At 73.5% G+C, this 24,740-nt stretch carries 24 protein-coding genes and 1 riboswitch; of the genes, 6 read left to right on the top strand and 18 right to left on the bottom strand.

The annotated features are described in order from the left end of the window. Nucleotides 1-69 precede the first annotated feature (69 nt). Both AB0398_RS12015 and AB0398_RS12010 read right to left on the bottom strand, forming a co-directional pair. Nucleotides 70-1,086, bottom strand: a complete 1,017-nt coding sequence (locus AB0398_RS12015) for a DUF6745 domain-containing protein (RefSeq protein WP_366374120.1) — start codon at nt 1,084-1,086, stop codon at nt 70-72. Nucleotides 1,087-1,201: 115 nt separating this feature from the next. Beyond that, nucleotides 1,202-1,528 carry a hypothetical protein gene (locus AB0398_RS12010; RefSeq protein ID WP_366374118.1) on the bottom strand — a complete coding sequence of 109 codons (327 nt, stop codon included), beginning with the start codon at nt 1,526-1,528 and terminating at the stop codon, nt 1,202-1,204. A 193-nt stretch (nt 1,529-1,721) separates the two neighbouring features. Here AB0398_RS12010 and AB0398_RS12005 point away from each other — a divergent pair, with 193 nt between their 5' ends. The 5 genes from AB0398_RS12005 to AB0398_RS11985 all read left to right on the top strand — a co-directional run bounded on the left by AB0398_RS12005 (nt 1,722) and on the right by AB0398_RS11985 (nt 6,950). Further along, nucleotides 1,722-2,681 (top strand): STM4015 family protein, encoded by a 960-nt coding sequence (locus AB0398_RS12005; RefSeq protein WP_366374116.1) that lies wholly within the window; start codon nt 1,722-1,724, stop codon nt 2,679-2,681. Further along, the gene (locus AB0398_RS12000; RefSeq protein ID WP_366374114.1) at nt 2,678-3,835 is read left to right on the top strand and encodes an STM4014 family protein; all 1,158 of its coding nucleotides are present in this window, start codon (nt 2,678-2,680) and stop codon (nt 3,833-3,835) included. Before AB0398_RS12005 ends, AB0398_RS12000 begins: the two co-directional genes overlap by 4 nt. Nucleotides 3,836-3,846: 11 nt before the next feature. Continuing rightward, nucleotides 3,847-4,668, top strand: coding sequence for an STM4013/SEN3800 family hydrolase (locus tag AB0398_RS11995; protein WP_366374532.1), 822 nt, complete (start codon nt 3,847-3,849; stop codon nt 4,666-4,668). 68 nt (nt 4,669-4,736) lie between these two features. Then, nucleotides 4,737-6,080 (top strand): STM4012 family radical SAM protein, encoded by a 1,344-nt coding sequence (locus AB0398_RS11990; protein WP_366374531.1) that lies wholly within the window; start codon nt 4,737-4,739, stop codon nt 6,078-6,080. A 9-nt stretch (nt 6,081-6,089) separates the two neighbouring features. Next, on the top strand, nt 6,090-6,950 hold the full coding sequence (locus AB0398_RS11985; protein WP_366374112.1) for an STM4011 family radical SAM protein: 861 nt from the start codon (nt 6,090-6,092) through the stop codon (nt 6,948-6,950). Here the strand turns inward: AB0398_RS11985 and AB0398_RS11980 are convergent. Together AB0398_RS11980 and AB0398_RS11975 are read right to left on the bottom strand one after the other, a co-directional pair. After that, nucleotides 6,937-7,749, bottom strand: a complete 813-nt coding sequence (locus AB0398_RS11980) for an SGNH/GDSL hydrolase family protein (protein ID WP_366374110.1) — start codon at nt 7,747-7,749, stop codon at nt 6,937-6,939. The genes AB0398_RS11985 and AB0398_RS11980 overlap by 14 nt on opposite strands. A 160-nt stretch (nt 7,750-7,909) precedes the next feature. Continuing rightward, nucleotides 7,910-8,881, bottom strand: a complete 972-nt coding sequence (locus tag AB0398_RS11975) for a LysM peptidoglycan-binding domain-containing M23 family metallopeptidase (RefSeq protein ID WP_366374108.1) — start codon at nt 8,879-8,881, stop codon at nt 7,910-7,912. A 3-nt stretch (nt 8,882-8,884) separates the two neighbouring features. Next, a riboswitch (cyclic di-AMP (ydaO/yuaA leader) is annotated at nt 8,885-9,044 on the bottom strand. A 416-nt stretch (nt 9,045-9,460) separates the two neighbouring features. On the opposite strand from AB0398_RS11975, the gene AB0398_RS11970 reads away from it, so the two are divergent. Continuing rightward, nucleotides 9,461-10,282: a tyrosine-protein phosphatase gene (locus tag AB0398_RS11970; protein WP_366374106.1), complete on the top strand. Its 822-nt coding sequence runs from the start codon at nt 9,461-9,463 to the stop codon at nt 10,280-10,282. 24 nt (nt 10,283-10,306) lie between these two features. Here the strand turns inward: AB0398_RS11970 and AB0398_RS11965 are convergent, their stop codons facing one another. From AB0398_RS11965 to AB0398_RS11900, 14 genes are all read right to left on the bottom strand, one after another. Further along, nucleotides 10,307-10,456 carry a DUF6126 family protein gene (locus tag AB0398_RS11965; protein ID WP_366374103.1) on the bottom strand — a complete coding sequence of 50 codons (150 nt, stop codon included), beginning with the start codon at nt 10,454-10,456 and terminating at the stop codon, nt 10,307-10,309. 46 nt (nt 10,457-10,502) lie between these two features. Further along, the gene (locus AB0398_RS11960) at nt 10,503-11,132 is read right to left on the bottom strand and encodes an XRE family transcriptional regulator (protein WP_366374101.1); all 630 of its coding nucleotides are present in this window, start codon (nt 11,130-11,132) and stop codon (nt 10,503-10,505) included. Between the two features lie 76 nt (nt 11,133-11,208). Further along, a complete protein-coding gene (locus AB0398_RS11955) occupies nt 11,209-12,594 on the bottom strand; it encodes an aspartate aminotransferase family protein (RefSeq protein ID WP_366374099.1) in 1,386 nt (461 codons plus the stop codon). A gap of 7 nt (nt 12,595-12,601) precedes the next feature. Further along, nucleotides 12,602-13,624 carry an adenosyl-hopene transferase HpnH gene (hpnH, locus tag AB0398_RS11950; RefSeq protein ID WP_366374097.1) on the bottom strand — a complete coding sequence of 341 codons (1,023 nt, stop codon included), beginning with the start codon at nt 13,622-13,624 and terminating at the stop codon, nt 12,602-12,604. 7 nt (nt 13,625-13,631) lie between these two features. Next, the gene (locus AB0398_RS11945) at nt 13,632-14,306 is read right to left on the bottom strand and encodes a 1-hydroxy-2-methyl-2-butenyl 4-diphosphate reductase (RefSeq protein ID WP_366374095.1); all 675 of its coding nucleotides are present in this window, start codon (nt 14,304-14,306) and stop codon (nt 13,632-13,634) included. Continuing rightward, nucleotides 14,306-16,381, bottom strand: a complete 2,076-nt coding sequence (shc, locus tag AB0398_RS11940) for a squalene--hopene cyclase (protein ID WP_366374093.1) — start codon at nt 16,379-16,381, stop codon at nt 14,306-14,308. The genes AB0398_RS11945 and shc overlap by 1 nt, the downstream gene beginning before the upstream one ends. A 110-nt stretch (nt 16,382-16,491) precedes the next feature. Further along, nucleotides 16,492-17,592: a polyprenyl synthetase family protein gene (locus AB0398_RS11935; RefSeq protein ID WP_366374092.1), complete on the bottom strand. Its 1,101-nt coding sequence runs from the start codon at nt 17,590-17,592 to the stop codon at nt 16,492-16,494. Next, a complete protein-coding gene (gene hpnE, locus AB0398_RS11930; protein ID WP_366374090.1) occupies nt 17,589-18,989 on the bottom strand; it encodes a hydroxysqualene dehydroxylase HpnE in 1,401 nt (466 codons plus the stop codon). The genes AB0398_RS11935 and hpnE overlap by 4 nt, the downstream gene beginning before the upstream one ends. 163 nt (nt 18,990-19,152) lie before the next feature. Next, on the bottom strand, nt 19,153-20,091 hold the full coding sequence (gene hpnD / locus AB0398_RS11925; RefSeq protein ID WP_366374529.1) for a presqualene diphosphate synthase HpnD: 939 nt from the start codon (nt 20,089-20,091) through the stop codon (nt 19,153-19,155). An 8-nt stretch (nt 20,092-20,099) separates the two neighbouring features. Further along, a complete protein-coding gene (gene hpnC / locus AB0398_RS11920) occupies nt 20,100-21,011 on the bottom strand; it encodes a squalene synthase HpnC (RefSeq protein WP_366374088.1) in 912 nt (303 codons plus the stop codon). Between the two features lie 312 nt (nt 21,012-21,323). Continuing rightward, on the bottom strand, nt 21,324-21,971 hold the full coding sequence (locus tag AB0398_RS11915) for a TetR/AcrR family transcriptional regulator (protein WP_366374086.1): 648 nt from the start codon (nt 21,969-21,971) through the stop codon (nt 21,324-21,326). Nucleotides 21,972-22,090: 119 nt separating this feature from the next. Continuing rightward, a complete protein-coding gene (locus tag AB0398_RS11910) occupies nt 22,091-22,876 on the bottom strand; it encodes an ABC transporter ATP-binding protein (RefSeq protein WP_366374084.1) in 786 nt (261 codons plus the stop codon). Next, nucleotides 22,869-23,798 carry an ABC transporter permease gene (locus AB0398_RS11905; RefSeq protein ID WP_366374083.1) on the bottom strand — a complete coding sequence of 310 codons (930 nt, stop codon included), beginning with the start codon at nt 23,796-23,798 and terminating at the stop codon, nt 22,869-22,871. The genes AB0398_RS11910 and AB0398_RS11905 overlap by 8 nt, the downstream gene beginning before the upstream one ends. A 50-nt stretch (nt 23,799-23,848) precedes the next feature. Continuing rightward, nucleotides 23,849-24,733: a glycosyltransferase gene (locus AB0398_RS11900; protein ID WP_366374082.1), complete on the bottom strand. Its 885-nt coding sequence runs from the start codon at nt 24,731-24,733 to the stop codon at nt 23,849-23,851. Nucleotides 24,734-24,740 lie beyond the last annotated feature (7 nt).

Raw genomic sequence — 24,740 nt, 5'->3', positions numbered from 1 at the left:
CGCCACTCCTGACCGGCGTCCCCCTTCCCCTGTCCGTACCAGCCGGGTACCGCCACCGGGGCACGCGGCTCAGGTCTGGACGAGCGGCTCGTACGCCTCGGGGCGGAGGCCGAAGGTCCAGGCGACGCCCTCCCGCGCGGTCCGGGTCGCGGGCGGCACCCGCAGCCAGTACGTGCGGTGGGTGCCGTCCGGTTCGGGCGTGGAGTTGACGACCTCGACCATCGCCACGTCCTCGTCGTCGTCCAGCTCGATCCGCCACAGGACACCCGTCTCGTCGCGGTGCTCGTGCCGGGCCCCGGAGACGGCGAGGTAGCGGTCGTAGCCGTAGTGCTCGAACATCACGCGCCGCAGCTCGGCGTTCTCCTCCTCGCGTATCCGCTCGGGGGTGAGGTCCTCCAGGCCCGCCAGGAAGGCGGCGGAGACCGTCATGCCCCGCCAGGCGTGGAGGGCGAACCCGTCGGGGTAGGCGAGCGCCGGCCCGTCGCCCCGGTCGAGGCGCCCCGCCTCGTCGCGGTGTAGCTCGACGGGCCGCTCGCAGACCACGGCGACGTTCTCGTACGGCCACCACCAGCCCGCGTGCGCGGCGACGGCGGCGAGTCCCGCCAGGCGCTCGCCGTGCCCGTCGAAGGCGGCGAGCCAGGCGGCGTCGTGCTGGCCGAGGACGGCGTCGAGCAGCACCAGACGGGCCCCGCCCGGACCGCCGGCGTCCTCCGCCGCCTCGCGGGCCTCCGTCACCGCGGCCCGTATCCGGTCCGCGAGGGCCCGGTTGAGGTCCCAGAGCGCCGCCCCCGTCGCCTGCCAGTGGGCCGCCCAGCCCGCCGGGCCGAGCGCGTCGTGGAGGCGGCGGCGCTCCTCGGCCCACGGCCGGGTGCGCACCTCCTCCCGTACCGAGCGGCCCCGGTCCGCCAGGTCGTCCAGGAACGCGACGGCGGCGAGCGGCGAGTCCGCCCAGAGGACGCGCTCCGGCTCGGCGAGGCCCGCCGTGCGGTAGGCGAGCCGGACGCCGGCCTCGGCGGCGGCGCGGTCGGCGGGCCCGGTGGCCGCGGCGACGGCCCGCCACTTGTCCTGTGCGGTGGTGCGGTTCATGTCTCGGTGTCCCCCGGGTTCCTCAGGTCGACGGGTCGGTGCGTCGGTGGAGTGGTGTGTCGGTGAATCAGTGGATCGGTGCGTCGACAGGCCGGTGCGTCGACAGGTCGGTGCGTCAGTCCGCGACGATCCGGTACGCGCCGGGCACGTACTCCCGCTGGCGCACCACCCGGTACCAGCCCTTCGGCAGCGGGATCGGGGCGTGCTCCTCGTGCACCACCCGGCCGCCCTCGGGCAGTTCGAGCAGGAAGGGGCCGTAGGGCCCCGGCTCCCGCACGAGACGGCCGGGGCCGGGGATCGCGTGGGCGTGTCCGGTGACCTCGCCGAAGGCGAGGACGAGACGGCCCCGGGCGTCCCTCGGCTCCCCCGCCGCCGTCCTCGCGCGCTCCGGAACGGCCGTCTCGTCGACGGGCGCGATCAGCACGTCTCCCTGCCGGTACATGGCTGTCCCCTCCCCGTTCGGCACGGTCGGCCGAACACGGGAACGACGCTAGGGGCCGGCACTGACAATCGGCCCCGCCCCGGATCCACGAGACCCCCGGCCCCGTACCGCACCCGGCGCGGGCCCTGTCGGTGCCGCTTGGTAGAACTCAGGGGTTCAGCGACACACGCCGTCCGTCCTCTGGAGCACCGTCATGACCATCGGCCACCACCTGCAGGAGTTCCACGGCCTTCCCGTCTTCGAGTTCCCGGACGCGGCCGCGCCGGTCGAACTGCCCGACGCGGCCGGGGTCGCCTGGCGGATCTCCGCGCCGACGTACTCCGACCCCGGGGACGAGGACTGGGGCTCGCGCTTCGAGCGGTTCCTGAAGGCGGTCGACGCCCCGCGGGTGCGCGCGCTCGTCGTCGGCGGCTGGGACGAGCCGTACGAGACCTCGTCGGCCGGCGTCGTCGCCGCCCTGATGGGCGCCAACAACCGGCTCACCGGCCTGGAGGCGGTCTTCCTCGGTGACATGACCTTCGAGGACTGCGAGATCTCCTGGATCGTCCAGTCCGACGTGACGCCGCTGCTCGCCGCCTATCCGGCGCTGCGCGAGCTGGGCGTGCGCGGCGGCACCGACCTGGCCTTCCCGTCGGTCCGGCACGCCGCCCTGGAGACCCTGGTGGTGGAGACCGGCGGCCTGGGGGCCGAGGTCGTGCGCGGGATCGTCGGCAGCGACCTGCCCGCCCTGGAGAACCTGGAACTCTGGCTCGGCACCGACGAGTACGGCGGCGACAGCACCCCCGGGGACCTGGCGCCGCTGCTCGCCGGCACGTCCTTCCCCGCCCTGCGCCACCTGGGCCTGCGCAACAGCGTGATCGAGGACGCGGTCGCCGCGGCCGTGGCGGGCGCGCCCGTCGTGGCCCGGATCGAGCGGCTGGACCTGTCCATGGGCGTGCTCACCGACGAGGGCGCGACGGCCCTGCTCGACGGGCAGCCCCTGACCCACCTGTCGTACCTCGACCTGTCGCACCACTACCTCTCGGAGCCGATGCGGGAGCGGCTGGAGGCCGCTCTCGTCCCGCACGGCGTGACCGTGGTCCTCGACGACGCGCAGACGTCGGAGGACGACGGCGACGGCGAGGTCCACCGGTACGTCGCGGTCGCCGAATGACCTCCGGCCCGCGCCCCGTGGTCGTCGGCGTCCCGGAGGGCCGCCGCGTCGCGTTCTTCCAGGACGCGCTGCGGTCCGCCGGGCTGCCCGGGGCGCGGGTCGTGTCCTGGCCCGACGTGCTGCGGGGCCGGGCCCGGTTCGCGGCGGGCGAGACCGTGCGCCTGGACTCGCCCGGCGAGGAGCCGGAGACCGACCGGCTGCTGCGCGGGGTCGACGACCCGGCCCGGGTCGAGGGCACCGGCCGCTGGTACGGGCGGTTCACCGCCGCCGTGACGGACCTCGCCCGGAACGCCGGGGAGGCGGGAGCCGTCCTCGTCGACGACCCCGCCGAGCTGCCGGTCCTGTTCGACAAGCGGCTGACCCACGGCCGGCTGCGGACGGCCGGCGTGCCGGTGCCCGAGTCGCCGACCTCCGGCGCCGCCGCGCCGGCCGTGCGCGGCTGGGCGGACGTCCGGGCGCTGACGGCCGGGACCGGGATGCGCCGGGTGTTCGTGAAGCTCGCGCACGGCTCCTCCGCCTCGGGGGTGCTCGCGGTGGAGACGAACGGCGCGGGCCGGGTCCGGGCCACCACCTCGGTGGAGCGCGATCCGGACGGGCGGCTGTTCAACTCCCTGCGGGTGCGGCGCTACACGAGCGAGGCCGAGGTCGCCGCGATCGTGGACGCCCTGGCCCCCGACGGCCTGCACGTCGAGCGGTGGCTGCCGAAGGCCGTCCAGGACGGGCGGGCCGCCGACCTGCGGGTGGTGGTGGTCGACGGGCGGGCCACCCACGCGGTGCTCCGCACCAGCCGCTCCCCCCTGACCAATCTGCACCTGGGCGGGGCCCGGGGCGACCTGGACGCGGCGCGGGCCGCGATCGCCGCCGCCGGCGCGCGGTGGACGGACGCGCTGGAGGTGTGCGAGCGGGCCGCCGCCGCGTTCCCCGGCACCCGGTGCGTGGGCGTCGACCTGCTGCCCGCGTCCGGCTGGCGCCGCTTCGCCGTGGGCGAGGTCAACGCCTTCGGCGACCTGCTGCCCCGGCTCACGGGCCTGCCCGGCGGCGGGGCCGAGGGCCTCGACACCTACGCGGCCCAGGTGGCCGCGCTGTTCCCCCGTACCGCACACGTCTCACGTACGACGAGAGCCACCCGCACCACAGGAACGAGCACCGCGTGAACCAGCCCGACATGAACGCGATCGTCGGCAGCCACGACCTGCTCCTGGTCACCCTCGACACGCTCCGGTACGACGTGGCCGCCGAGCTGGCGGCCGCGGGCCGCATCCCGAACCTGGCCCGGCACCTGCCCGGCGGCGCCTGGGAGCGGAGGCACGCGCCGGGAAGCTTCACCTACGCCTCCCACCAGGCGATCTTCGCCGGCTTCCTGCCGACCCCGGCCGCGCAGGGACCCCATCCCCGGCTGTTCGCGGCCCGGTTCGCGGGGAGCGAGTCGACGGCCGACGGCACCTGGGTGCACGACACCCCGGACTTCGTCTCCGGCCTCGCGGCCGAGGGGTACCGGACGGTCTGCGTCGGCGGGGTGGGGTTCTTCGACAAGCGGCCGCCGCTCGGCTCCGTGCTCCCCGGGCTCTTCCGGGAGAGCCACTGGGAGCCCTCCTTCGGCGTCGCGTCGCCGACCTCGTTCGAGTCCCAGGTCGAGCGCGCCGAGGAGGTCGTGGCCGGACTCCCCCGCGAGGAGCGGCTCTTCCTCTTCGTCAACGTGTCGGCGCTGCACCAGCCCAACTGGTTCCACCTGCCGGGGGCGACCCGCGAGGCGGGCGACTCCCGGGAGACGCACGCGGCGGCCCTGGAGTACGTCGACCGGCACATCGGGCGGCTCTTCGCCGCGATGGGCTCCCGGCGCCCCTGTTTCGCGATCGTCTGCTCCGACCACGGCACCGCGTACGGGGAGGACGGCTTCACCGGTCACCGGCTCGGCCACGAGGTCGTGTGGACGGTGCCGTACGCGCAGTTCGTCCTGCCGGGCCCGGACGGGGAGGCCGCCGCGTGAGCACCACCGACCACACCCGGGGAGGCCTCCGCGTGAAGACCACCGACCACGCCCCGGGAGGCCACCGCGTGAGCACCCGCACCCCCGCGCCCGCCCCCCGCCCGTACCGCAGCTACGTCTACGCCTACCCGCACAAGACCGCGTACCGGGAGCTGTCCGAGTCCCCGGAGCTCGCCGCGCTCTGGGCCGGGGAGCCGAAGGACGCGCTCTCGCTCTACGCGCACGTGCCGTTCTGCGAGGTCCGCTGCGGCTTCTGCAACCTCTTCACCCGGATCGGCGCGCCCGGCGAGCTGACCACCCGCTACCTGGACGCCCTCGACCGGCAGGCGACCGCCGTGCGCGAGGCGCTCGGGGACGCGGAGCCGGTGCGGTTCGCCACGGCCGCGTTCGGCGGCGGCACGCCCACCTTCCTGACCGCCGCCGAGCTGGAGCGGCTCTGCGACATCGCGGAGCGGCGCATGGGGGCGGACCTGCGGGCGGTGCCGCTGTCCGTGGAGACCTCGCCCGCGACCGCGACCACCGACCGGCTCGCGGTGCTCGCGGAGCGGGGCGCGACCCGGCTCAGCATCGGGGTGCAGAGCTTCGTGGAGGCCGAGGCGCGGGCGGCGGTCCGGCCGCAGCGGCGCGCGGACGTCGAGGCGGCGCTCGGCCGGATCCGGGACACCGGCGTCCCCGTGCTCAACGTCGACCTGATCTACGGGATCGACGGGCAGACCGAGGAGTCCTGGCGCCGCTCCCTGGACGCGGCCCTGGCCTGGCGCCCGGAGGAGCTGTACCTCTATCCGCTGTACGTCCGGCCGCTGACCGGTCTGGGCCGGACGCCCCCGGAGGACGACCGGGAGTGGGACGAGCGGCGGCTGCGGCTCTACCGCCGCGGCCGGGACCACCTCCTGGAGCGCGGCTACGAGCAGGTGTCGATGCGGATGTTCCGGCGGCGGGACGCGGCGCCCCTGGGGCCGGATGACCACGCCTGCCAGACGGACGGGATGATCGGTCTGGGCTGCGGGGCCCGTTCGTACACCTCGGCCCTGCACTACTCCTTCGACTACGCCGTCGACATGCGGGAGATCCGCTCGATCATCGACGCCTACACGGAGACCGGCGACTTCTCGCGCGCCCGGGTGGGCCGGTGGGTCGACGCCGGGGAGGCGCGCCGCCGCCATCTGCTCCAGTCGCTGCTCCAGGCGGAGGGAATGCCGGTCGCCGGGTACGAGGAGCGGTTCGGTTCCTCGCCGTTCGCGGACTTCCCCGAGGAGCTGGGCCGGTTCGAGACGCTCGGCTGGCTGGACGGGGAGTCCCCGGCGGGGCTGCTGCGGCTCTCGCCGGAGGGCCTGGCGCACTCGGACGGGCTCGGCCCGGAGCTGTTCTCCCCTGGGGTGCGGGCCGCGATGGCCGCGTACGAGCCGAAGTAGGGGGCGGCCGTGGACCTGACGCTGCTCTACCGGGGGCCGCTCTCCTCCTGCGACTACGACTGTCCGTACTGCCCCTTCGCCAAGCGCCGGGACAGCCGGGAGCAGTTGCGGGCGGACCGGGCGGCGCTCGAACGGTTCACCGGGTGGGCCGCCGCGCAGACCGGTGACCGGCTGCGGATCCTGTTCACGCCGTGGGGCGAGGGCCTGGTGCGCTCCTGGTACCGGCGGGCGCTCGTCGAGCTGTCGCGGCTGCCGCACGTCGAGCGGGTGGCGATCCAGACCAATCTGAGCTGCCGGACCGACTGGCTGGCGGACGCGGACCCGGAGGCCGTGGCCCTCTGGTGCACGTACCACCCCGGGCAGACGCCGTACGAGCGCTTCCTCGCCAAGTGCCGTGACCTGACGGAGCGGGGCGTGCGGTTCAGCGTGGGCGTGGTGGGGCTCCCGGAGCACCGGGAGCACGCGCGGCGGCTGCGGGACGCGCTGCCGCCGCACGTGTACCTGTGGGTGAACGCGGCCGAGGGGCACGCGTATACCGACGCGGAGGCCGACGGGTGGACGGAGCTCGACCCGCTCTTCCCGTACAGCCGGCATCCGCACCGCTCGGCGGGGCTGCCCTGCCGCACCGGCGAGTCGGTGATCTCGGTGGACGGCGCGGGGACGGTGCGGCGCTGCCACTTCGTCAAGGCCGAACTGGGGAACCTGTACGACGGTTCGTACCGCGCCGCCCTGCGCCCCCGCGCCTGCCCCCTCGCCGTCTGCGACTGCCACATCGGCTACGTCCACCTGGAGACGCTGCCGCTGTACGACGTGTTCGCGGGCGGGGTCCTGGAGCGGATCCCCGCCGCGCCGCCGACTACAGGGGCATGAGGTCGCCGAGGGGCATCAGGTCGGGGCGCTTGGCCTCGACGTGGTCCCCGGAGCTCTCGCCGCGCAGCCGGCGTCCGATCCAGGGCACGAGGTACTCCCGCGCCCACTGGATGTTGTCGCGGCGCACTTCGAGGGAGCCGCGCGGCGGGACCGGCGGCCACACCTGGTCGGGGTCGGCCGGCACCGGCAGGCCGAGGACCTGGGCGGCGCGCAGGGCGACCCGGGTGTGCCCCTCGGGCGAGAGGTGCAGCCGGTCGCCGTCCCAGGCCCGCCTGTCCTGCACGGACTTCAGGGACCACAGGTCGAGGACCGGGCAGCCGTGGCGGTCCGCGATGGCGCGGACGTGCGCGGTGTAGGTGGCGATCTTGCCGCGCAGGTGCCGGAGCACGGGGACGTCGCGGGTGTCGAAGCCGGTGGTGATCATGACGGTCCCGACGGCGGAGGTCAGCTCGGCGACGGCGCGCTCGAAGCGCTCGGCCACGTCGTCCGGGTCGGTGCCGGGGCGGATGATGTCGTTGCCGCCCGCGCAGAAGGTCACCAGGTCGGGGGCGAGTTCCTTCGCCCGGGGGACCTGTTCCGCCACGATCTGGTCGAGGAGGCGCCCGCGTACGGCCAGGTTGGCGTAGCGGAAGGCGTCGTGCTCCGGCAGCTGGTCGGCGAGCAGGACCGCGAAGCGGTCCGCCCAGCCGACGTACGTCCCGTCGGGGCCGGGGTCTCCGACGCCCTCGGTGAAGCTGTCACCGATCGCCGCGTACGACCCGAATGCGTTCTTGTCTCTTGATCTCGAATCGTCTGCCACGGGGTCACATCCTTCCCTTTCGCATGTGACCTACGCGACCGTAAGGAGGGGTTGACGACGGGTGACATATGCCACCGATAAAGATTCGCCCAAGTCGGAACAGGCCGACGGCCCGGCATGCGCGTGCCGGGCCGTCGAAAAGGGTGTCCCCTTCGGCGCGTCAGACGGAGACGCCGTGCTGGCGCAGGTAGGCCAGCGGGTCGACGTCCGAGCCGTAGCTCGGCGTGGTGCGGATCTCGAAGTGCAGGTGCGGGCCGGTGGAGTTGCCGGTGGAGCCGGAGAGGCCGATCTGCTGCCCGCCGCCGACGCTCTGCCCGGCCGAGACCGAGAGGGAGGAGAGGTGGGCGTACTGCGAGTAGTTGCCGTCCGCGTGCTTGATGACGACCTCGTTGCCGTACGAGCCGCTCCAGCCGGCGGAGACGACCGTGCCGGCGCCGACGGCGCGGACGGTGGTGCCGGAGGAGGCGATGAAGTCGACGCCGGTGTGGTAGCCGGAGGACCACATCGAGCCGGAGGCGCGGTACGGGGTGGAGAAGCCGCCGGTGACGGGGGCGACCCAGCCGGAGGAGGAGGCGGTGGAACCGGTGGAGGACGAGGAGCCGGTGGAGCGCTCCGCGGCCTTCGGGGTGGCGGCGGCCGGGGCGGCGGCGCGGCGGTTCTCGCGGGAGGCGCGGGGGGCGTCGTCGCCGTTCTTGCCGGACTCCTGGGCGCTGTGGGTGCTCTTCGGGCCGACGGGGGCGGAGCCCTTGGCGCCGATGGTGAGCTTCATGCCGGGCAGGATGAGGGAGGGGTCCGCGCCGATGGTCCGGCGGTTGTCCTCGTACACCTTCTGCCAGCCGCCCTCCAGGTGGTGGTCGGAGGCGATCTTCGACAGGTAGTCGCCGGAGACGACGGAGTACGTACGGGGGCCGGTCTCGGCGGCGGCCTTCGCGGGGGCGGCCTTCGCCGCGACGACGTGCGCGGTGACGGCGGACTGGACGGAGGCGGGGGCCGGGGCGGCCTGCTCGGCGGCGTGGGCCCCCGTGGCGCCGAGGAGCGGGAGGGCGACGACGGCGCCTCCCGTACCGGCGGCGGCGAAACCGCGGGTGAGGGGGTTGCTCTTGGGACGGCGGTGCTTACCCTTCGCGGGCATGGCGAATCCTCTCCGGCGCCTGCGAGGTGAGCTGTCGGGTTCGGACTGGAGATGCCCGGCCGCGCTTTCGCGCGGCTTCACCCCGAGCCGTCCTGCATCGCGGGACCGGCGTACTTCCTGGGTCCCCCGCTCCTGCCACGCATGGGATGGGTGGAATTCCGGGCGGTGGCAGGATTCGGCGGTCCGTCCGGATTGAGCGTGACGCTAGACGAGCGGGGTCGACGCGAACAAGCCGCTGTTTTGTCCCGGCATTCCGCCCTAGATCGTTCCCCCGGAATTCTGGTCACCCTCCGTGGACGACGATCCTCCGACTCCCTTTTCCCGTACGGAAATCGCGCCGGACTCCCGGCCACGATCCGTCACCTCTATGACCCTGCTCACGCGCCGAATCCCATCTCGCCTGTAAACAGGGCGCGTTATACGCAATGTCCCAATAGGGGCTTGCCATACCCAACACCCCAATTAGGACAGATCACTCATTCCCGTCCGAGGGGGTGCGCCACGCCCCTCCTGTCTGGATGATTGCCCCAGGAACCGATTCGCGTCGGGCATCCGAACACCGACTTTCCAGGAGCATCCGTGACGCAGCAGCTGCCGCAGGTCCCGCCCGTAGAAGCCGACGAGCCCGAGCTGGCGGAGGTCCGCAACTTCCGGGACGTGGGCGGCCTGCCGACGACGGACGGGCGCGCGGTCCGTCCCGGCCGCCTCTTCCGCAGCGGCCACCTCGCCCACGCGACCGAGGACGACGCCGCCTTCCTCGCCGGACTCGGGCTGCACACGGTCTTCGACTTCCGCAACGAGGCCGACCGGCGGATTGAGGGCCCGGACGTCGAGCTGCCCGGCGTGCGGAACGTGAACATACCCCTCAACGACCCGGCCGACGGCAAGGAGTTCTGGAAGCTGGTGCGCGACGGCGACACCGCGCAGCTGCGGGGGATCCTCGGCGACGGCAGGGCGGCGGCCCGGATGTCCGAGTCGTACCGGCGGATGGTGGTCGAGCGGACCGCGGAGCACAGCCGGATCCTGCACTCCATGGCGGAGGAGAGCGTCCCGGCCCTGATGCACTGCGCGGCGGGCAAGGACCGCGCCGGGCTCGCCGTCGCGATCACCCTGCTCGCCGTCGGGGTCGAGCGGACGGCGATCGAGGCCGACTACGTGAAGTCGAACGAGCCGCACCGCCGCTACAAGGTGCGCCGCAGCTCCACCGCCCCGGACGCCATGGGACCCGAGGTGATGGAGCTGCTGGCCCCGCTCTTCGACGCGCGGGCGGAGTACCTGCGGGCCGCCTTCGAGACGATCGAGGCGACCTGGGGCTCGATGGACGCCTACTTCTCCGAAGGCCTCGCGCTGTCCCCGGAGACCCGCGAGCGGCTGCGGGAGCGCCTGCTCACCGAGGCGTAGGGAGCGCGCGGCGCCCGGCCGGCGTCACTTCGCGCCCATCGCGAAGAGCAGGTAGAGGAAGCCGGCGAAGAGGTGACCGGCGACCAGGTAGGCGAAGAGGCGGAGCACCAGCCCCTTGGGGAACTTGCCCTCCCCGCGCTCCTCGCCGGTGACGGATGAAGACTTCTCGGACATATCAACTCTTTCCTGAAGAATCGTCACGGAAGAATCGTTCCGGCTGTCAGCGCCGGTGCGGGGTCCCGTCGCCGAGGCACAGCTCGGCGACGGGGCTCTGCATCAGGGTGTGGACGAAGAGCAGCTCGGCCCCGCCGGGGGTGGCGGCACCGATCCGGTGCGGGGTGAGCGAGTCGAAGTGCGCGCTGTCCCCGGGGTCGAGGACGTGGACCGCCTCGCCGAGCGCGAGCCGCACCCGGCCCTCCAGGACGTGGATCCACTCCTCGCCGGGGTGGACGCGCACGATGTCGCCCCGGGTGGCGTACGGCACGTGCACCCGCAGGCACTGGAGGGCGCGCCCGGCGCCGCCCGCCTGGCGGTAGATCCAGCCGTCGGCCTCGACGGGCTCGGAGCGGCCGGCCCGGACCACGGGATCGCGCTCGGGGGGCGCCTCTCCCAGGAGCTCGGAGACCGTCGTACCGTAGATGCGGGACAGGGCGAGCAGCATCGGCAGCGAGGGCTGCCGGTTCCCCGTCTCCAGGCGCGAGAGGTGGGCCGGCGAGAGGCCGGCCCGCTGGGCGGCGGCCTCCAGGGTGAGTCCCCGGCGGCGGCGCTGGGCCCGCAGCTGCGGGGCGACGTCGGGCAGGGCGCCGGAGGCGGCGTGGTCCGGGGAGGTGTCCCCGGGGACGTGGTCCATGCGTCCATTCCGCCAGGATCGTGCCTCTGGGGCAAGTTTCTTGCCCCAGAGGCAAAACCCGGAAGGACCGCCCGCGTCAGCGCTGCGCGACCGCCTGCCTGACCAGGGTCTTCCCGAAGTCCCACATCAGCCCGCCGCCCCCGTGGGCCTCGTCCATGACCGCCGTGAAGGCGGTGACGAACCGGTCCACGTCCGCCTCGTCGACGACGAGCGGCGGGATCAGCTTGATCACCTCCAGGTGGTCCCCGGAGACCTGGGTGAGGATCCTGTGCCGCTGGAGCAGCGGGACGACGACCATCTGGGCGAAGAGGCCCTTGCGGGCCGCCTGGAGCATCGTCCAGCGGCCGCGCAGTCCGAGCGAGGACGGCCGGCCGAACTCGATGCCGATCATCAGACCGCGTCCGCGGATCTCGTGCAGCAGCTCGTAGCGGGGCACCAGCTCCTTCAGACGGCCGGAGAGCAGGTCGCCGATCCGGCGCGCGCGGGCGACCGTGCCCTCGTCCTCCATCACGGAGAGGACGGCGAGCCCGGCGGCCATGGCCTGCGCGTTCGACCCGAAGCTGGTGGAGTGGACCAGGACCCGGTCCATCGACGAGTAGACCTTCTTGAAGATCCAGTCCTTGCCGAGGGTGGCGCCGACCGGCACGTAGCCGCCGGAGAGCGCCTTGGCGACGCAGACGAGGTCCGGCTCGACGCCCTCCTCGTGCTGGTACGCGTAGAAGTCGCCGGTCCGGCCGAGGCCGGTCTGCACCTCGTCCGCGATCAGCAGGGCGCCGTGCCGGTGCAGCAGCTCCTGGGCCGCGCGCAGGAAGCCGGGCGGGGCCGCGTGGACCCCCTTGCCCTGGATCGGCTCCACGACGAAGCCGGCCACGTCCCCCTTGCGCAGCTCCCGCTCCAGGGCGTCGAGGTCGCCGAGGGCGATCGCGGTGTCGGGCAGGAGCGGGGCGAAGCCGTCCCGGAAGCCCCGCTCGCCGTTGACGGAGAGGGAGCCGGTGGTGAGCCCGTGGAAGGCGTGGGCGCAGTAGACGATCCTGGGCCGCCCGGTGGCGTACCGGGCGAACTTCAGGGCGGTCTCCACGGCCTCGGTGCCGCTGTTGCCGAAGAAGACCCGGTCGAGGTGGGGGCTGTGGGTCAGCAGCCGCTCGGCGAGGAGGCCGGGCAGCGGCTGGCAGTCGAAGCGGGTGAGGTCGGCGAGGTCGGCGTCCAGGACGTCGTGGAGGGCCTTGCGGACGACGGGGTGGTGCCGTCCGAGGCCCATCACGCCGAAGCCGGCGAGCATGTCCAGGTAGTCGTTCCCGTCGGCGTCCCAGAAGTGGGCACCCTCGGCCCGCTCGTACACCTTGTCGAAGCCGATGGTGCGGAGCATGCGCGGGAGCTGGGGGTTGAGGTACCGGGCGTGCAGCTCGTACCGCTCGCCGCCGCGCTCGGCGAGCAGCGCCCGCAGGTCGAACCCGCCGGTCACGCGCCGCTCACCTGCTGTTCCCGGAGGTGGTCTCCCGGACCGCGCGCAGGGACTCCTTGAGGGAGCCCATGGTGGCGAGGACGGCGGTGGGCTCGTAGCCGCAGTGCGCCATGCAGTTGGCGCAGCGCGGGTCCTTGCCGCGGCCGTACTTCTCCCAGTCGGTCTCCTCGACGAGCTCGCGGTACGTGGGGACGTAGCCGTCGCTCATCAGGTAGCAGGGGCGCTGCCAGCCGAAGAGGGAGTAGTTCGGGATGGCCCAGGCGGTGCAGGGGAAGTCGGCCTTGCCCTCCAGGAAGTCCAGGAAGAGCGGCGAGTGGTTCAGCCGCCAGCGGCGCCGGTTCCCGCCGGCGAACGCCTTCCTGAAGAGCTCCCGGGTCTGCTCGACGCCGAGGAAGTGCTCCTGGTCGGGGGCCTTCTCGTAGGCGTAGGCGGGCGAGATCATCATCTCGTCGACCTGGAGGTCGTCGTTGAGGTAGTTGAGCACCTCGATGATGGTCTGCGGGGTGTCGGTGTTGAAGAAGGTCGAGTTGGTGGTGACCCGGAAGCCGCGCCGCTTGGCCTCCTTGATCGCCGCCACCGCCTCGTCGAACACGCCCTCCTTGGCCACGGACTCGTCGTGGCGCTCACGCAGCCCGTCGATGTGCACGGCGAAGGCGAAGTACGGGGAGGGGGTGAAGTTCTCCAGCTTCTTGCGGAGCAGCATCGCGTTGGTGCAGAGGAAGACGTACTTCCTCTTCGCCACCAACTGCCGGACGATCTCGTGGATCTGAGGGTGCATCAGGGGCTCGCCGCCCGCGATGGACACCATGGGGGCGCCGGACTCCAGGACCGCGCCGACCGCCTGGGCGACCGGCATGCGCTGCTTGAGGACACCCGCCGGGTGCTGGATCTTCCCGCAGCCCTCGCACTTGAGGTTGCAGGCGAAGAGCGGTTCGAGCTCGACGATCAGCGGAAACTTGTCGCGCTTGCGGAGCTTCTGTTCGAAGAGGTAGGTCCCGACCCGGACGGACTGGCGGAGCGGCATGGCCATAACTCGCTCACCTCCTGGGGAGCAGCAAAGAACGGTGCCATTCGTAGAAAGCGGGAAGCACGGAACGAAGGACGCGAAAGGCCGATATTCCCCCGCGTACCGTCCCAATACGGACCAGCTCATGCTCTGGAGCGTCCACGACCACCCGGACGGCCGCAACCGGACGCGCGCCCGGCCCCTCCCCGAAGGCTCCGGCGGCCCGCGCGGTACGCAGGGTCGCGGCGGACTCCATGTCGACGGCGATCGCCCCGGTGCCGCGCAGCGCGGCCCGCTCGGGGCCCCGCACCACGTGGTCGGAGCCGGACAGCGGGCCGACGTGCACGGACCGCCCCGGCACCGCCTTGACCAGGGCCTTCACCAGCAGGTCCGGGCCGGTGCACGTGGTCGAGCCGCCGGGCCCGCGGGTCTCGTCGGCGACGACCAGGTCCCCGGGGTGCATGCCCGGGGCGAGCCCCGCGCAGAACCCGGAGGCGATCACGGCCGCGTCCCACCGGTGCCGCTCCCCCAGCGCCCGGGAGACCGCGGCCCGGGCCCGCTCGGGGCCCATGCCCGTCCGCAGCACGGTGACCGGGCCGGGGGCGCCGCCCCGGTCGCCGCTGCGCAGGGCGAGCTGCTCGATGCCGAGCGCGCAGGCGATCAGCAGCGGCGGGGTGGCGGCGCCGGGGGCCGGCGCGCGGCCCATCAGCCCTCCCGGCGGGGCGTCGGCTCCCCGTACACGTAACGGCCGAGCGCCGTCAGGGGGAAGACCAGGCGGTAGAGGTGGTAGTTGATCGAGAAGTCCCAGGGGAAGCCGGTGCCGGTGAAGTACGGCTCGTCCCAGGAGCCGTCCGGGAGCTGGGTCTCGACTAGCCAGGAGATCCCCCGGCGGACCGGCTCGGACTCGCGCTCGCCCGCCGCGAGCAGGGCGATCAGCGCCCACGCGGTCTGGGAGGCGGTGGAGGCGCCGCGCCCGACCCACTGCCCGTCCTGGTACGAGCGGAGGTCCTCGCCCCAGCCGCCGTCCTCGTTCTGGACGGAGCCGAGCCAGGCGACGGCCCGGCGGACCGCCGGATGGGAGGCGGGGATCCCGGCGGCGGCGAGGGCCGGGAGCACCGACCCCGTCCCGTACACGTGGTTGACGCCCCAGCGGCCGAACCAGCCGCCGTGCGGCTCCTGTTCGGCGAGCAGCCACTCGATCCCCCGCAGGGTGCGCGGGTCCCGGGCCAGGCCCTCGTGGGCCAGCATCTCCACCACGTGGGCGGTGACGTCGGCGGAGGGCGGGTCGACGACCTCGCCGAAGTCGCAGAAGGGCAGCTTGTTGGGGAAGGGGCTGGTGTTGTCGGCGTCGAAGGCGCCCCAGGCGCCGTTGCGGGACTGCATGCCGAGGGTCCAGCGGGCGCCCCGGGCGGCGGCGGCCTCGACCCGGGCGGGGTCGGGGTGCCGGACCCGGCGCAGGGCGAGCAGGACCTCGGCGGTGTCGTCGGTGTCGGGGTAGTTGTCGTTGTGGAACTCGAACGCCCAGCCGCCCGGAGGGAGTCCGGGCCGGCGCACCGCCCAGTCCCCGGTCCGGGTGATCTCCTCGTCGAGCATCCAGTCGGCGGCCTTCACCAGGGCCGGGTGGTCGGGCGGGAGCCCGGCGTCGGCGAGGGCGACGGTGGCGAGGCAGGTGTCCCAGACCGGGGACTGGCAGGCCTCGATCATCCGGGAGCCGTCCTCGCGCCGGACGGCGAACCGGTCGAGGGACTCCAGACCGGCCCGCATGACGGGGTGGCCGAGGTCGTGGCCGAGCAGGTGGAGGGCGATGATCGAGTAGACGGCGGGGGGCTGGATGCCGCCCCAGCAGCCGTCGTTCTCCTGGCGCTCGACGATCCACCGCGCGGCGAGGTCCATGGCCACCCTGCGCAGCGGGCGCGGCGCCACCCGGTGGTAGAGGTGCAGCGCCTTGTCGAGCCGCTGGAAGATCCCGTCCCAGCCGGTCGCCGGGGCGAGCGGGCGGGGCGGGTTCGGGCGGGCCGGGTCGGTGTGCAGCTCGTCGAGCGGGAAGGGCGCGGGGCGGACCGGGCGCTTGGCGGAGACCACGGTGAGCGGCACGATCGTCTGGCGGGCCCAGCAGCCGAAGTCGTAGATGTTGAGCGGGAACCACTTGGGCAGGAAGAGCAGCTCGGGGGGCAGCTCGGGAAGGTCCTCCCAGCGCCACCAGCCGAAGAGGGCGAGCCAGATCCGGGTGAAGACCCGGGCGGACGCGATGCCGCCGCGGGCGCGGACCCAGGCGGAGGCGCGGGCCATGTGCGGGGCCTCGGGCGGGTCACCGGCGAGGCGGAGGGCCACGTAGGCCTCGACGGTGGCGGAGAGTTCGCCGGGTCCGCCGTAGAAGGTGGTCCAGGCGCCGTCCTCGCGCTGTTCGCGGCGGATGTGGAGGGCCGCGGCCCGGGTGGTGTCGGGGTCGAGGATGCCCAGGAACTGGCGGAGGAGCAGGTCCTCGGCGTCCATGGTGACGTTGGTCTCCAGTTCGCCCTTCCACCAGCCCGCCGGGTCCTGGCGGGCGAGGAGGTGCTCGGCGGCCCGTGCCGCGGCCCGCGCGGCGGTCTCGTCGAGTCTTCCCGGGGCGGGGTCGGCCCCCTCCGGGAGAGTTCTTCCCGGGGCGGAATCGGTTCCCTCCGGGCGGGCTCTTCCCGGCGCGGAGGCGGTCCCCTTCGGGAGGGCGGTGTCGGTCGTCTCGCCGGCCACGGCCGTCCGGGGGTTCACGGCCCCGGCGTTTCCGTCGGTCGTCGCTGTCATGGCTTCCCCTTCGTGCAGTCTGTTTCCTTCTGCTCCTGCGGGTCTGCCGTCGGCCGGCGCCGGGTGGGGCACCGGCCGGCGACCGCGAACTCATATCAGGGTGATGGTGATCATCTCTTCCGTACGACCACGAAGTCGGCGAGGGCGACGAGCTGGTCCCGCACCCGGGCGGGCATGTCCACCTCGTCCAGGGCCGCGATCGCGACGGCGTGCTGGCGGCGGGCCTCCTGGGAGGTCCACTCCCGGCCCCCGGCCTCCTCGATGAGGGCGGCCCGGAAGGCGAACTCCTCCTCGGAGAAGGAGTCGAACTCGGTGGACTTGGCGTCCGCGGCGAGCAGCTCGCCGAGCCGCTCGGAGGCCGGTCCGCCGGCGGCGAGGGCGGCGACGACGGGCAGGGACTTCTTGCGCTGGCGCAGGTCGCTCCAGGTCTGCTTGCCGGTGGACTCCGGGTCGCCCCAGATGCCGAGCAGGTCGTCGACGGCCTGGAAGGCGAGACCGAGGTGGTAGCCGTACTCCTCCAGCTTGTCGGCGGTCCGGTCGTCGGCCCCGCCGAGGACGGCGCCGATGGAGACGGCGCAGGCCAGGAGGGCGCCGGTCTTGTTGCCCTCCATCTCCAGGCACTCCTCGACGGTGACCCGCTCGCGGTGCTCGTAGGAGATGTCCTGGGCCTGTCCGTCGATGAGCTTGCGGGTGGCCGTGGTGAGGCGGCGGGTGGCCCGCCCGGCCTCGACGGTGCCGAGTTCGAGGAGCAGCTCGTTGGCGAGGGCGAAGAGGGCGTCGCCGACGAGGATGGCCTGCGCGGGGCCGTGCACCTTCCACACGGTGTCGCGGTGGCGGCGCTGCTCGTCGCCGTCCATCAGGTCGTCGTGGAGGAGCGAGAAGTTGTGGACGAGCTCCACGGCGACGGCGCCGGGGATCCCGACCTCGGGCGCGGCGCCCGCCGCCTCGGCCGACAGCAGGGCGAGGGCCGGGCGGACGGCCTTGCCGCCGTCGCCGTCGGCGGGGTTGCCCTGTGCGTCGATCCAGCCGAAGTGGTAGGCGGCCACGGTGTCCATGGGCGGCGCGAGGCGGTCGACGGCCGCCCGCAGTACGGGGGTGGACAGGGTCCGTCCCCGCTCCAGCAGTGCGGACACGTCCGCGGTGTCGACGGCCGGGTGTCCCGGCGGCGCTGTCGGCACGGTCTCTCCTCTTGTTCCGGTACTCACACTCATACCGCCTCCTGCAGCGGATGGTCATGGCGGCGGCCGAGGGCGGAGAGCGCCGCGCCCGCGGCGCTGAAACCACTGCGGACGGCCCCCTCCATGGTCGCGGGCCAGCCGGTGGCGGTCCAGGCTCCGGCCAGGTGGAGGCCCGGTGCCCGGGTGCGGACGCCGGGGCGGAGCCGGCCGACGCCCGGGGCGGGGTCGAACGTCGCCGTCCGCTCCCTGGTGACGAAGAAGTCGCGCACCCCTGCGCCGCGGGCGGCGGGCAGCAGCCGCTCCAGCTCCGGGAGGTAGCGCTCGCGCAGGACGGCGACGGGCTCCTCGATGTCGTCCTGGGCGGCGGACTGGGAGACGGCGAGGTACTGGCCGCCGCCCTTGAGTCCGGAGGCGTCGGTGCGGTCGAAGACCCACTGCACCGGGGAGCCGAGGGCGGTGAAGAAGGGCCGCTTCAGCACCTTGCGGTCGTAGACGACGTGCAGGTTGAGGATGGGGGCGGTGCCGATGTCGAGGAGCCGGTCGGGGTCGTCGAGGGCGCCCTCGGGGAGCAGGGCGTGGGTCTCGTGCTGCGGTACGGCGAGGACGACGGTGTCGGCCTCGATCGTCTCGCCGGGCACCTCCACGGTCCAGCGCCCGTCGTCGGCGCGGGAGATTCTCTCGGCTTTGGTGCGCAGTTCGGTGCGCACCCCGGCGGCGGCGAGGGCCTTCCCGGCCAGGGTGTCGTGGAGCTCGCCGAGCGGGACGCGGGCCCAGCCGATGTCGGCGGCGCCGGGCTCGGAGAGGAGCCCGGTCTTGAAGACCATGGCGGCCAGGCCCATGGAGGCGTGCGGGGCGGTGGCGTTGAGGGTGGCGACGCCGACCAGGTCCCACAGGGCCTCGACGGCGCGCGGGGACTGTCCGTGGCGGCCGAGCCAGGTGGCGAAGTCGATGCCGTCGAGGGCGGGGTCGGCGGGATCGAGCCGGCTCAGGGCGAGGGCGGCCCGGCCGACGCTCACCCGCTCGACGGCGCTGAGGTGGGGGTAGGTCACCAGGCTCCGGGCGAGGTGGAGCGGGACGGGCAGGTCGTCGCGGCGGATCCGGCCGAGCCGGGGGCCGCGGCGGTGGCCGACGTCGAGGACGGGCACGTCGAGGCGGTCCTGCACGGGGGCGAGGCCGGCGCCGTCGATCCGGTCGAGGAACCAGCGGTAGGCGGTGCAGCAGCGCAGGTAGACGTGCTGCCCGTTGTCGACGGTCAGCTCGCCGCGGCGGAAGGAGAAGGCGAGGCCGCCGAGCCGGGGCCGGCCTTCGAGAAGGGTGACGCGGACGCCCGCGTCGGCGAGCTGGAGCGCGGCGGTGGTCCCGGCGAGCCCGCCGCCGACGACGACGGCGTGGGCCTGCCGGGCGCCCTGCCCGATGGCGTCGCGGGTCACGCGGCCTCCGATCGTTTCGTCGTGTCCGGGCCCGTCGCGGACGGGGCCGGTGGGATGGTTCCCGGGCCGTGCGGGGCCGCCACGGTCAGGGACGCCGGGGCGGCGCCCCGGGTTGCCGGACGGGCGGGGTCGGCGGCGGCCGGGACGGCCGGCGCGTGCGGGCTCATCGGGTGCGCCTCCTGACGTCGCGCCGGGCGATGTGGCGGGTGTCGAGGCCGGAGAGGCCGCGCACCGCGACGTACGCCTTCTCGCGGCCCGGCAGCGAGACGCGGCCGCGCAGGACCGCCTCCGGGTCGCGCTCGATCCGGTCGAGCAGGCGCCGGTAGATGCCGGCCATGGCGGCGACGCAGGCGCCGCTGCGCCGGTCGAGCATGGGGAGGAGCCGGTAGCCCTCGGCGAACAGGGCGCGGGCGCGCCGCACTTCGAAGTGGACGAGCCCGGCGAAGTCGGAGCCCTCGGGCAGGGGTCCGGCGAAGCCGTCCCCGCAGCCGAACTTGGCGAGGTCGTCGGCGGGCAGGTAGGTGCGCCCGTTCTCCGCGTCCTCGCGCACGTCCCTGAGGATGTTGGTGAGTTGGAGCGCGAGCCCCAGGGTGTCGGCGTACTCGGGCGCGCGGTCGGCGCCGTGGGCGCCCGGCTGGGTGCCGAAGACGCCGAGGGAGAGGCGCCCGATGGCGCCCGCGACGCAGCGGCAGTAGACCTTGAGGTCGTCCCAGGTCTCGTAGGTGGCGCCGTGGACGTCCATGAGGACGCCGTCGATGAGCTCGTCGAGGCCGTCGAGCGGGATCGGGAAGCGCCGGGCGGAGTCGGCGAGGGCGACGGCGACCGGGTCGGTGTCGTCCTCGTCGATCTTGTCGGAGCGGATCCGGTCGAGCAGGTCCCGGGTGGCCTCCAGGCGCTCCTTCTTCTCGCCGGGCGCGAGCGTGCCGTCGCCGATGTCGTCGACGCGCCGCGAGAAGGCGTAGAGCGCGGACATCGCCTGGCGCTTCTCGGCCGGCAGCAGCCGGATCCCGTAGGCGAAGTTGCGGGCCTGCTGCCCGGTGACCGCCTCGCAGTAGCTGTAGGCGGCCTGTACCGGTGCGGACGGCTGGTGCTGTCCCTCCACGGTCACGGTCACCCCTCTCTCCGCGCCCGGAGCAGGACCTCTCCCGCCCGGCGCATCAGGCTCGGCTTGGTGGGCCCCGGCGGGCCGGTCAGTACGTCGAATCCCGCGTCGGTGATCGCGTCGAGGGCCGCGAGGCCTCCGGCGGTGAATCCGGCCAGGAGCAGGCGGAGGCGGCCGTGGACGCTGCCGACGAGGGGGGTGCCCGCGTGGAGCAGTTCCCGGGCCCGCTCGGCCTCGAAGGCGATCAGGGCGCGGACGGAGGCTCCGGCGGTGGGCCGGGCGAGGTCGTCCTCGGTGACGTGGAACCGCTTGAGGTCCTCGGCGGGCAGGTAGATCCGGTCGCGGCCGAGGTCCTCGGCGACGTCCTGGAGGTGCTCGACGATCTGGAGGGCGGTGCAGATGCCGTCGGAGAGCCGGATCCGCTCGGGGGTGGCGGTGCCGGTGATCCCGAGGACGAGGCGGCCGACGGGGTTGGCGGAGAGCTCGCAGTACGCGAGGAGGTCGTCGTACGTCTCGTACCGGCCGACCAGCTGGTCCTGGCGGTTGGCGGCGATCAGGCCGAGGAAGGGCCTGGGGGCGAGCCCGCACCGCTCGACGGTCGGCTTGAGGGCGCGCAGCAGGGGGTGGCGCGGGGTGGAGTCGTAGACGCGGTGGAGGTCGGCCTCCAGGGCGTCGAGGAGGACGAGCCGGTCACCGGCCTCCTCCGGGGGGACGCCGAGGTGCCGGGCGTCGGCGCCGCCGGGGGCGAGGTCGCCGTCGCCGATGTCGTCGACGAGCCGGGCGTAGCCGTAGACGGCCATGAGGTCGTCGCGCCAGGCGCGGGGCAGGAAGAAGGGGGCGACGGGGAAGTTCTCGTCCGCCGCCTTGCCGAGTGTGGCCCGTGAGGTGGCGCCGGGGCGCGCCTGCCGGGGGTCCGTCACCGGTCGCCGCCCGACGGAGGGACGGCGACACCCTCGTGGAGCTGGAGATTCTGCGTCATGGCCGTCACGTCTCCCGTTCTACACTGCTGACCCAATCCATCCTATTTCGGACACGCCGCCGACCCCTGCCCGTAGGGCCGCCACCCGGGGCCCGATGGCCGCGGGGTATCGCCCTACTTGCCGCGAAACAGACCGGTCCAGCTTACGTTGTACGACGACCGTCGCCATTCCGGGGTGGCGCGCACCAGGAACTTCGTCCGCGCGGGCCGTCAACCCGCCGATGGATCAAGGGAGTTCGGAGCGGACGGGATTTCAGGGAGCGCGTGTCCCGGTGACGACCATGGCGAGGGTGGACTCGACGACGGCGTTCCTGCGCTGCGCGGGAAGGCGGCGAAGAGGCCCTTCGAGCAGCAGAAGTGACAGTCCGTGCACGGCCGACCACGCTGCGGCACCGGCGGCGGGGCGGACGGTCCGCTGCGGGGCGTTGCTCCGGGCGAGGGCGTCGAGGGCCTCGCCGAGCAGGGTGAACGCCCGGATCTCGGGCTCGTGCGGCTGCCGCTCCGGCACCGGGGCGGCCGTCCCGGCCGGGCGGGGCAGGCAGAACGCGGCCCGGTAGAGCCCCGGCTGCTCCACGGCGAAGCCGACGTACCCCCGGCAGAGGGCGGCGAGCCGGCGCTCGGCCGCGAGGACCGGGTCGTCGGCGCCGGGTTCGCGGGCGGCGGCGCGCTCCATGGAGTCGGCGAGCACCCGCTGCGCGTGGGCCCTGACCGTGCGGAGGAGTTCACCCCGGCCGTCGAAGTGCCGGTAGGCGGCGGTGGGCGAGACGCCGACCCGGCGGGCCGCCTCGCGCAGCACGACCCGCTCCGGGCCGCCCTCGGTGGCGAGGCCGACGGCCGCGCAGATCAGCGCGTTCCGCAGATCGCCGTGGTGGTAGGTCTTTCCCCCCGAGATCGCTGCCATGGGCTCATCCTGCCCGATGTTGACCGCATGAACATTCCGGGCGGGCGCACGGCGCGCGGAAACGGCACCGCCCCCGGCGCGGGAGCTGCGACGGGGGCGGGAACCTCGGGCGGGGGCGCTCAGCGGGCGGTCTCCCGCTCGTACGCCTTGAGGACCTCGTCCGTGGGGCCGTCCATGAGGAGCTGGCCCTTCTCCAGCCAGAGCACCCGATCGCAGGTGTCCCGGATGGACTTGTTGCTGTGGCTCACCAGGAAGACCGTGCCGGCCTCCTTGCGCAGCTCGCGGATGCGCTCCTCGGAGCGGATCTGGAACTTGCGGTCACCGGTGGCGAGGGCCTCGTCGATGAGGAGGACGTCGTGGTTCTTGGCGGCCGCGATGGCGAAGCGGAGCCGGGCGCCCATGCCGGAGGAGTACGTGCGCATGGGCAGGCTGATGAAGTCGCCCTTCTCGTTGATGCCGGAGAAGTCGACGATGCCCTCGTAGCGGGAGCGGACCTCCTCGCGGCTCATGCCCATGGCGAGGCCTCCGAGGATCACGTTGCGCTCGCCGGTGAGGTCGTTCATCAGGGCCGCGTTGACGCCGAGCAGCGAGGGCTGGCCGTCGGTGTAGACCTTGCCCCTCTCGGTGGGGAGCAGGCCGGCGATGGCGCGCAGCAGCGTGGACTTGCCGGAGCCGTTGGAGCCGATGAGGCCGATGGCCTCGCCCCGGTAGGCGGTGAAGGTGACGCCGCGGACCGCGTGGACCTTGCGGACGCCCCGGGTGACCTCGGCGTTGCCGCGGCCGACGATCCGGCTGAGCGCCGCCGTGGCGCTGCCCTTGCCGCCGCCCCCGGCGTTGACCCGGTAGACGATGTGGACCTCGTCGCAGATGACGGTGGGAACGTTGGACCGGTTCGTGTCAGCCACGGCCGTACCTCTCCTCGGCCTTCCAGAAGTAGACGAAACCGCCGATGCCGAAGGCCAGGGCCCAGCCGAGGGCGGTCATCCAGACGTGGTCCGGCAGGTTCTCCGCGCCGTAGCCCTCGATGAGGGAGAAGCGGATCAGGTCCATGTAGACCGCCGCCGGGTTGTACATGAGGATGTCGGCGATCCAGGCGGGCTTGTCGGCGAGCATCGCGGGGATGGAGAACATCACGCCCGAGGCGTACATCCAGGTGCGCATGACGAACGGCATGAGCTGGGCGAGGTCGGGCGTCTTGGCGCCCATCCTGGCCATGATCATCGCCAGGCCGACGTTGAAGACGAACTGCAGGAACAGCGCCGGGACCACCAGCAGCCAGCGGAGCGAGGGGTAGCTGCCGAAGAAGATCGCGATCGCCACGAGCACGATCATCGAGTACAGCAGCTGCTGGAGCTGCTGGAGCGAGAAGGAGACGGGCAGCGAGGCGCGCGGGAAGTGCAGGGCCCGGACGAGGCCGAGGTTGCCCGAGATCGCCCGGACGCCGGCCATCACCGAGCTCTGGGTGAAGGTGAACACGAAGATGCCGGTGACCAGGAAGGGGATGTAGACCTCCTTGGTCATGCCGCGGCCGGCGCCGAGGATGAGTCCGAAGATCAGGTAGTAGACCAGGGCGTTCAGGAGCGGCGTCGCCACCTGCCACACCTGGCCCAGCTTCGCCTGGCTGTACTGGGCGGTCAGCTTGGCGGAGGAGAAGGCCAGGATGAAGTGGCGGCGGCTCCACAGCTCGCGGACGTACTCGAACAGCCCGGGCCGGGCGCCGCTGACCGAGAGGCCGTACTTCGCGGCCAGGTCGGACGGAGCCAGGCCCTCGTCGACGGACGGGGGCGCGCTCGTCGCGACCGCCCCGCCCTGGTGTGTGTCACTCACAAGTCGAAACTTTCGTGTTCAAGAAACGCGGCACGTCGGGTACCACGATGTCAGACGACCGGGGGGCGACCCAGCCGGGTCAGCCGCCACACCGTACGCCACCTCATGGGTCGGCGCGGTCCGCAGGGGGTGGTCCAGCCCGCCCGGAATCCGCCGCACCACGCCTTCAGGGCGGGGAGCGAGGGCCGCCGGGCCAGAGTGAGCAGCAGCCAGACGCCGAGATAGGCCGGCACCAGGGGCGCGGGCAGATTGCGACGGGCCAGCCACACTCGGTTGCGAGCCACGTTGAAGTGGTAGGAGGCGTGCCGGGAGGGTGCTGTCGTGGGGTGCAGCAGCACCATGTCGGAACGGTAGTCGATCATCCAGTCGGCGTCGAGCGCCCGCCAGGCGAGGTCGGTCTCCTCGTGCGCGTAGAAGAACTCGTCCGGCAGCCCGCCGACTTCGGCGAAGACCTTGGTGCGGACGGCGTTGGCGCCGCCGAGGAAGGTGGTCACCCGCGAGGAGCGCATCGGGTCGGCGGCGCGCAGCCGCGGCACGTGCCGGCGCTGGGTGGCGCCGGTCTCCGGATCGGCGATGCGGAAGCTGATGATGCCGAGGCGCGGGTCGGCGGTGAAGGCCTGGCGGACCAGCTCGGCGGTGTCGGTGTGGGCGAGCAGGCCGTCGTCGTCGAGGAAGAGCAGGACGTCGACGTCGGTGCCGCCGGGGCCGAAGGCCTCGATGCCGACGTTGCGGCCGGCGGGGATGCCGACGTTCTCCGGCAGGTCGACGGTGCGGACCCCGTCGGGCACCCCGGTGACCGGGGTGCCCTGGCCGACGACGACGACCTCGACCGGGTCGCCCTCCTGCGCGGCGACCGAGTCGATCAGGGCGCGCAGGTCGTCGGGGCGGTTGCCCATCGTGATGACGACGGCGCCCACCTTGAGCGGCGTGTTCACGGCCGGC

It is taken from the genome of Streptomyces sp. NPDC086147, assembly GCF_040702165.1.
GTDB lineage: Bacteria > Actinomycetota > Actinomycetes > Streptomycetales > Streptomycetaceae > Streptomyces.
Note: the sequence above shows the minus strand (reverse complement) of the source record. Positions and strands in the feature narration are given on the sequence as shown.

Coding starts and splice junctions, on each gene's coding strand:
- AB0398_RS12015 (WP_366374120.1), bottom strand. CDS start 1,086: ATGAACCGCACCACCGCACAGGACAAGTGGCGGGCCGTCGCCGCGGCC.
- AB0398_RS12010 (WP_366374118.1), bottom strand. CDS start 1,528: ATGTACCGGCAGGGAGACGTGCTGATCGCGCCCGTCGACGAGACGGCC.
- AB0398_RS12005 (WP_366374116.1), top strand. CDS start 1,722: ATGACCATCGGCCACCACCTGCAGGAGTTCCACGGCCTTCCCGTCTTC.
- AB0398_RS12000 (WP_366374114.1), top strand. CDS start 2,678: ATGACCTCCGGCCCGCGCCCCGTGGTCGTCGGCGTCCCGGAGGGCCGC.
- AB0398_RS11995 (WP_366374532.1), top strand. CDS start 3,847: ATGAACGCGATCGTCGGCAGCCACGACCTGCTCCTGGTCACCCTCGAC.
- AB0398_RS11975 (WP_366374108.1), bottom strand. CDS start 8,881: ATGCCCGCGAAGGGTAAGCACCGCCGTCCCAAGAGCAACCCCCTCACC.
- AB0398_RS11965 (WP_366374103.1), bottom strand. CDS start 10,456: ATGTCCGAGAAGTCTTCATCCGTCACCGGCGAGGAGCGCGGGGAGGGC.
- AB0398_RS11960 (WP_366374101.1), bottom strand. CDS start 11,132: ATGGACCACGTCCCCGGGGACACCTCCCCGGACCACGCCGCCTCCGGC.
- hpnH (WP_366374097.1), bottom strand. CDS start 13,624: ATGGCCATGCCGCTCCGCCAGTCCGTCCGGGTCGGGACCTACCTCTTC.
- AB0398_RS11945 (WP_366374095.1), bottom strand. CDS start 14,306: ATGGGCCGCGCGCCGGCCCCCGGCGCCGCCACCCCGCCGCTGCTGATC.
- shc (WP_366374093.1), bottom strand. CDS start 16,381: ATGACAGCGACGACCGACGGAAACGCCGGGGCCGTGAACCCCCGGACG.
- AB0398_RS11935 (WP_366374092.1), bottom strand. CDS start 17,592: ATGAGTGTGAGTACCGGAACAAGAGGAGAGACCGTGCCGACAGCGCCG.
- AB0398_RS11915 (WP_366374086.1), bottom strand. CDS start 21,971: ATGGCAGCGATCTCGGGGGGAAAGACCTACCACCACGGCGATCTGCGG.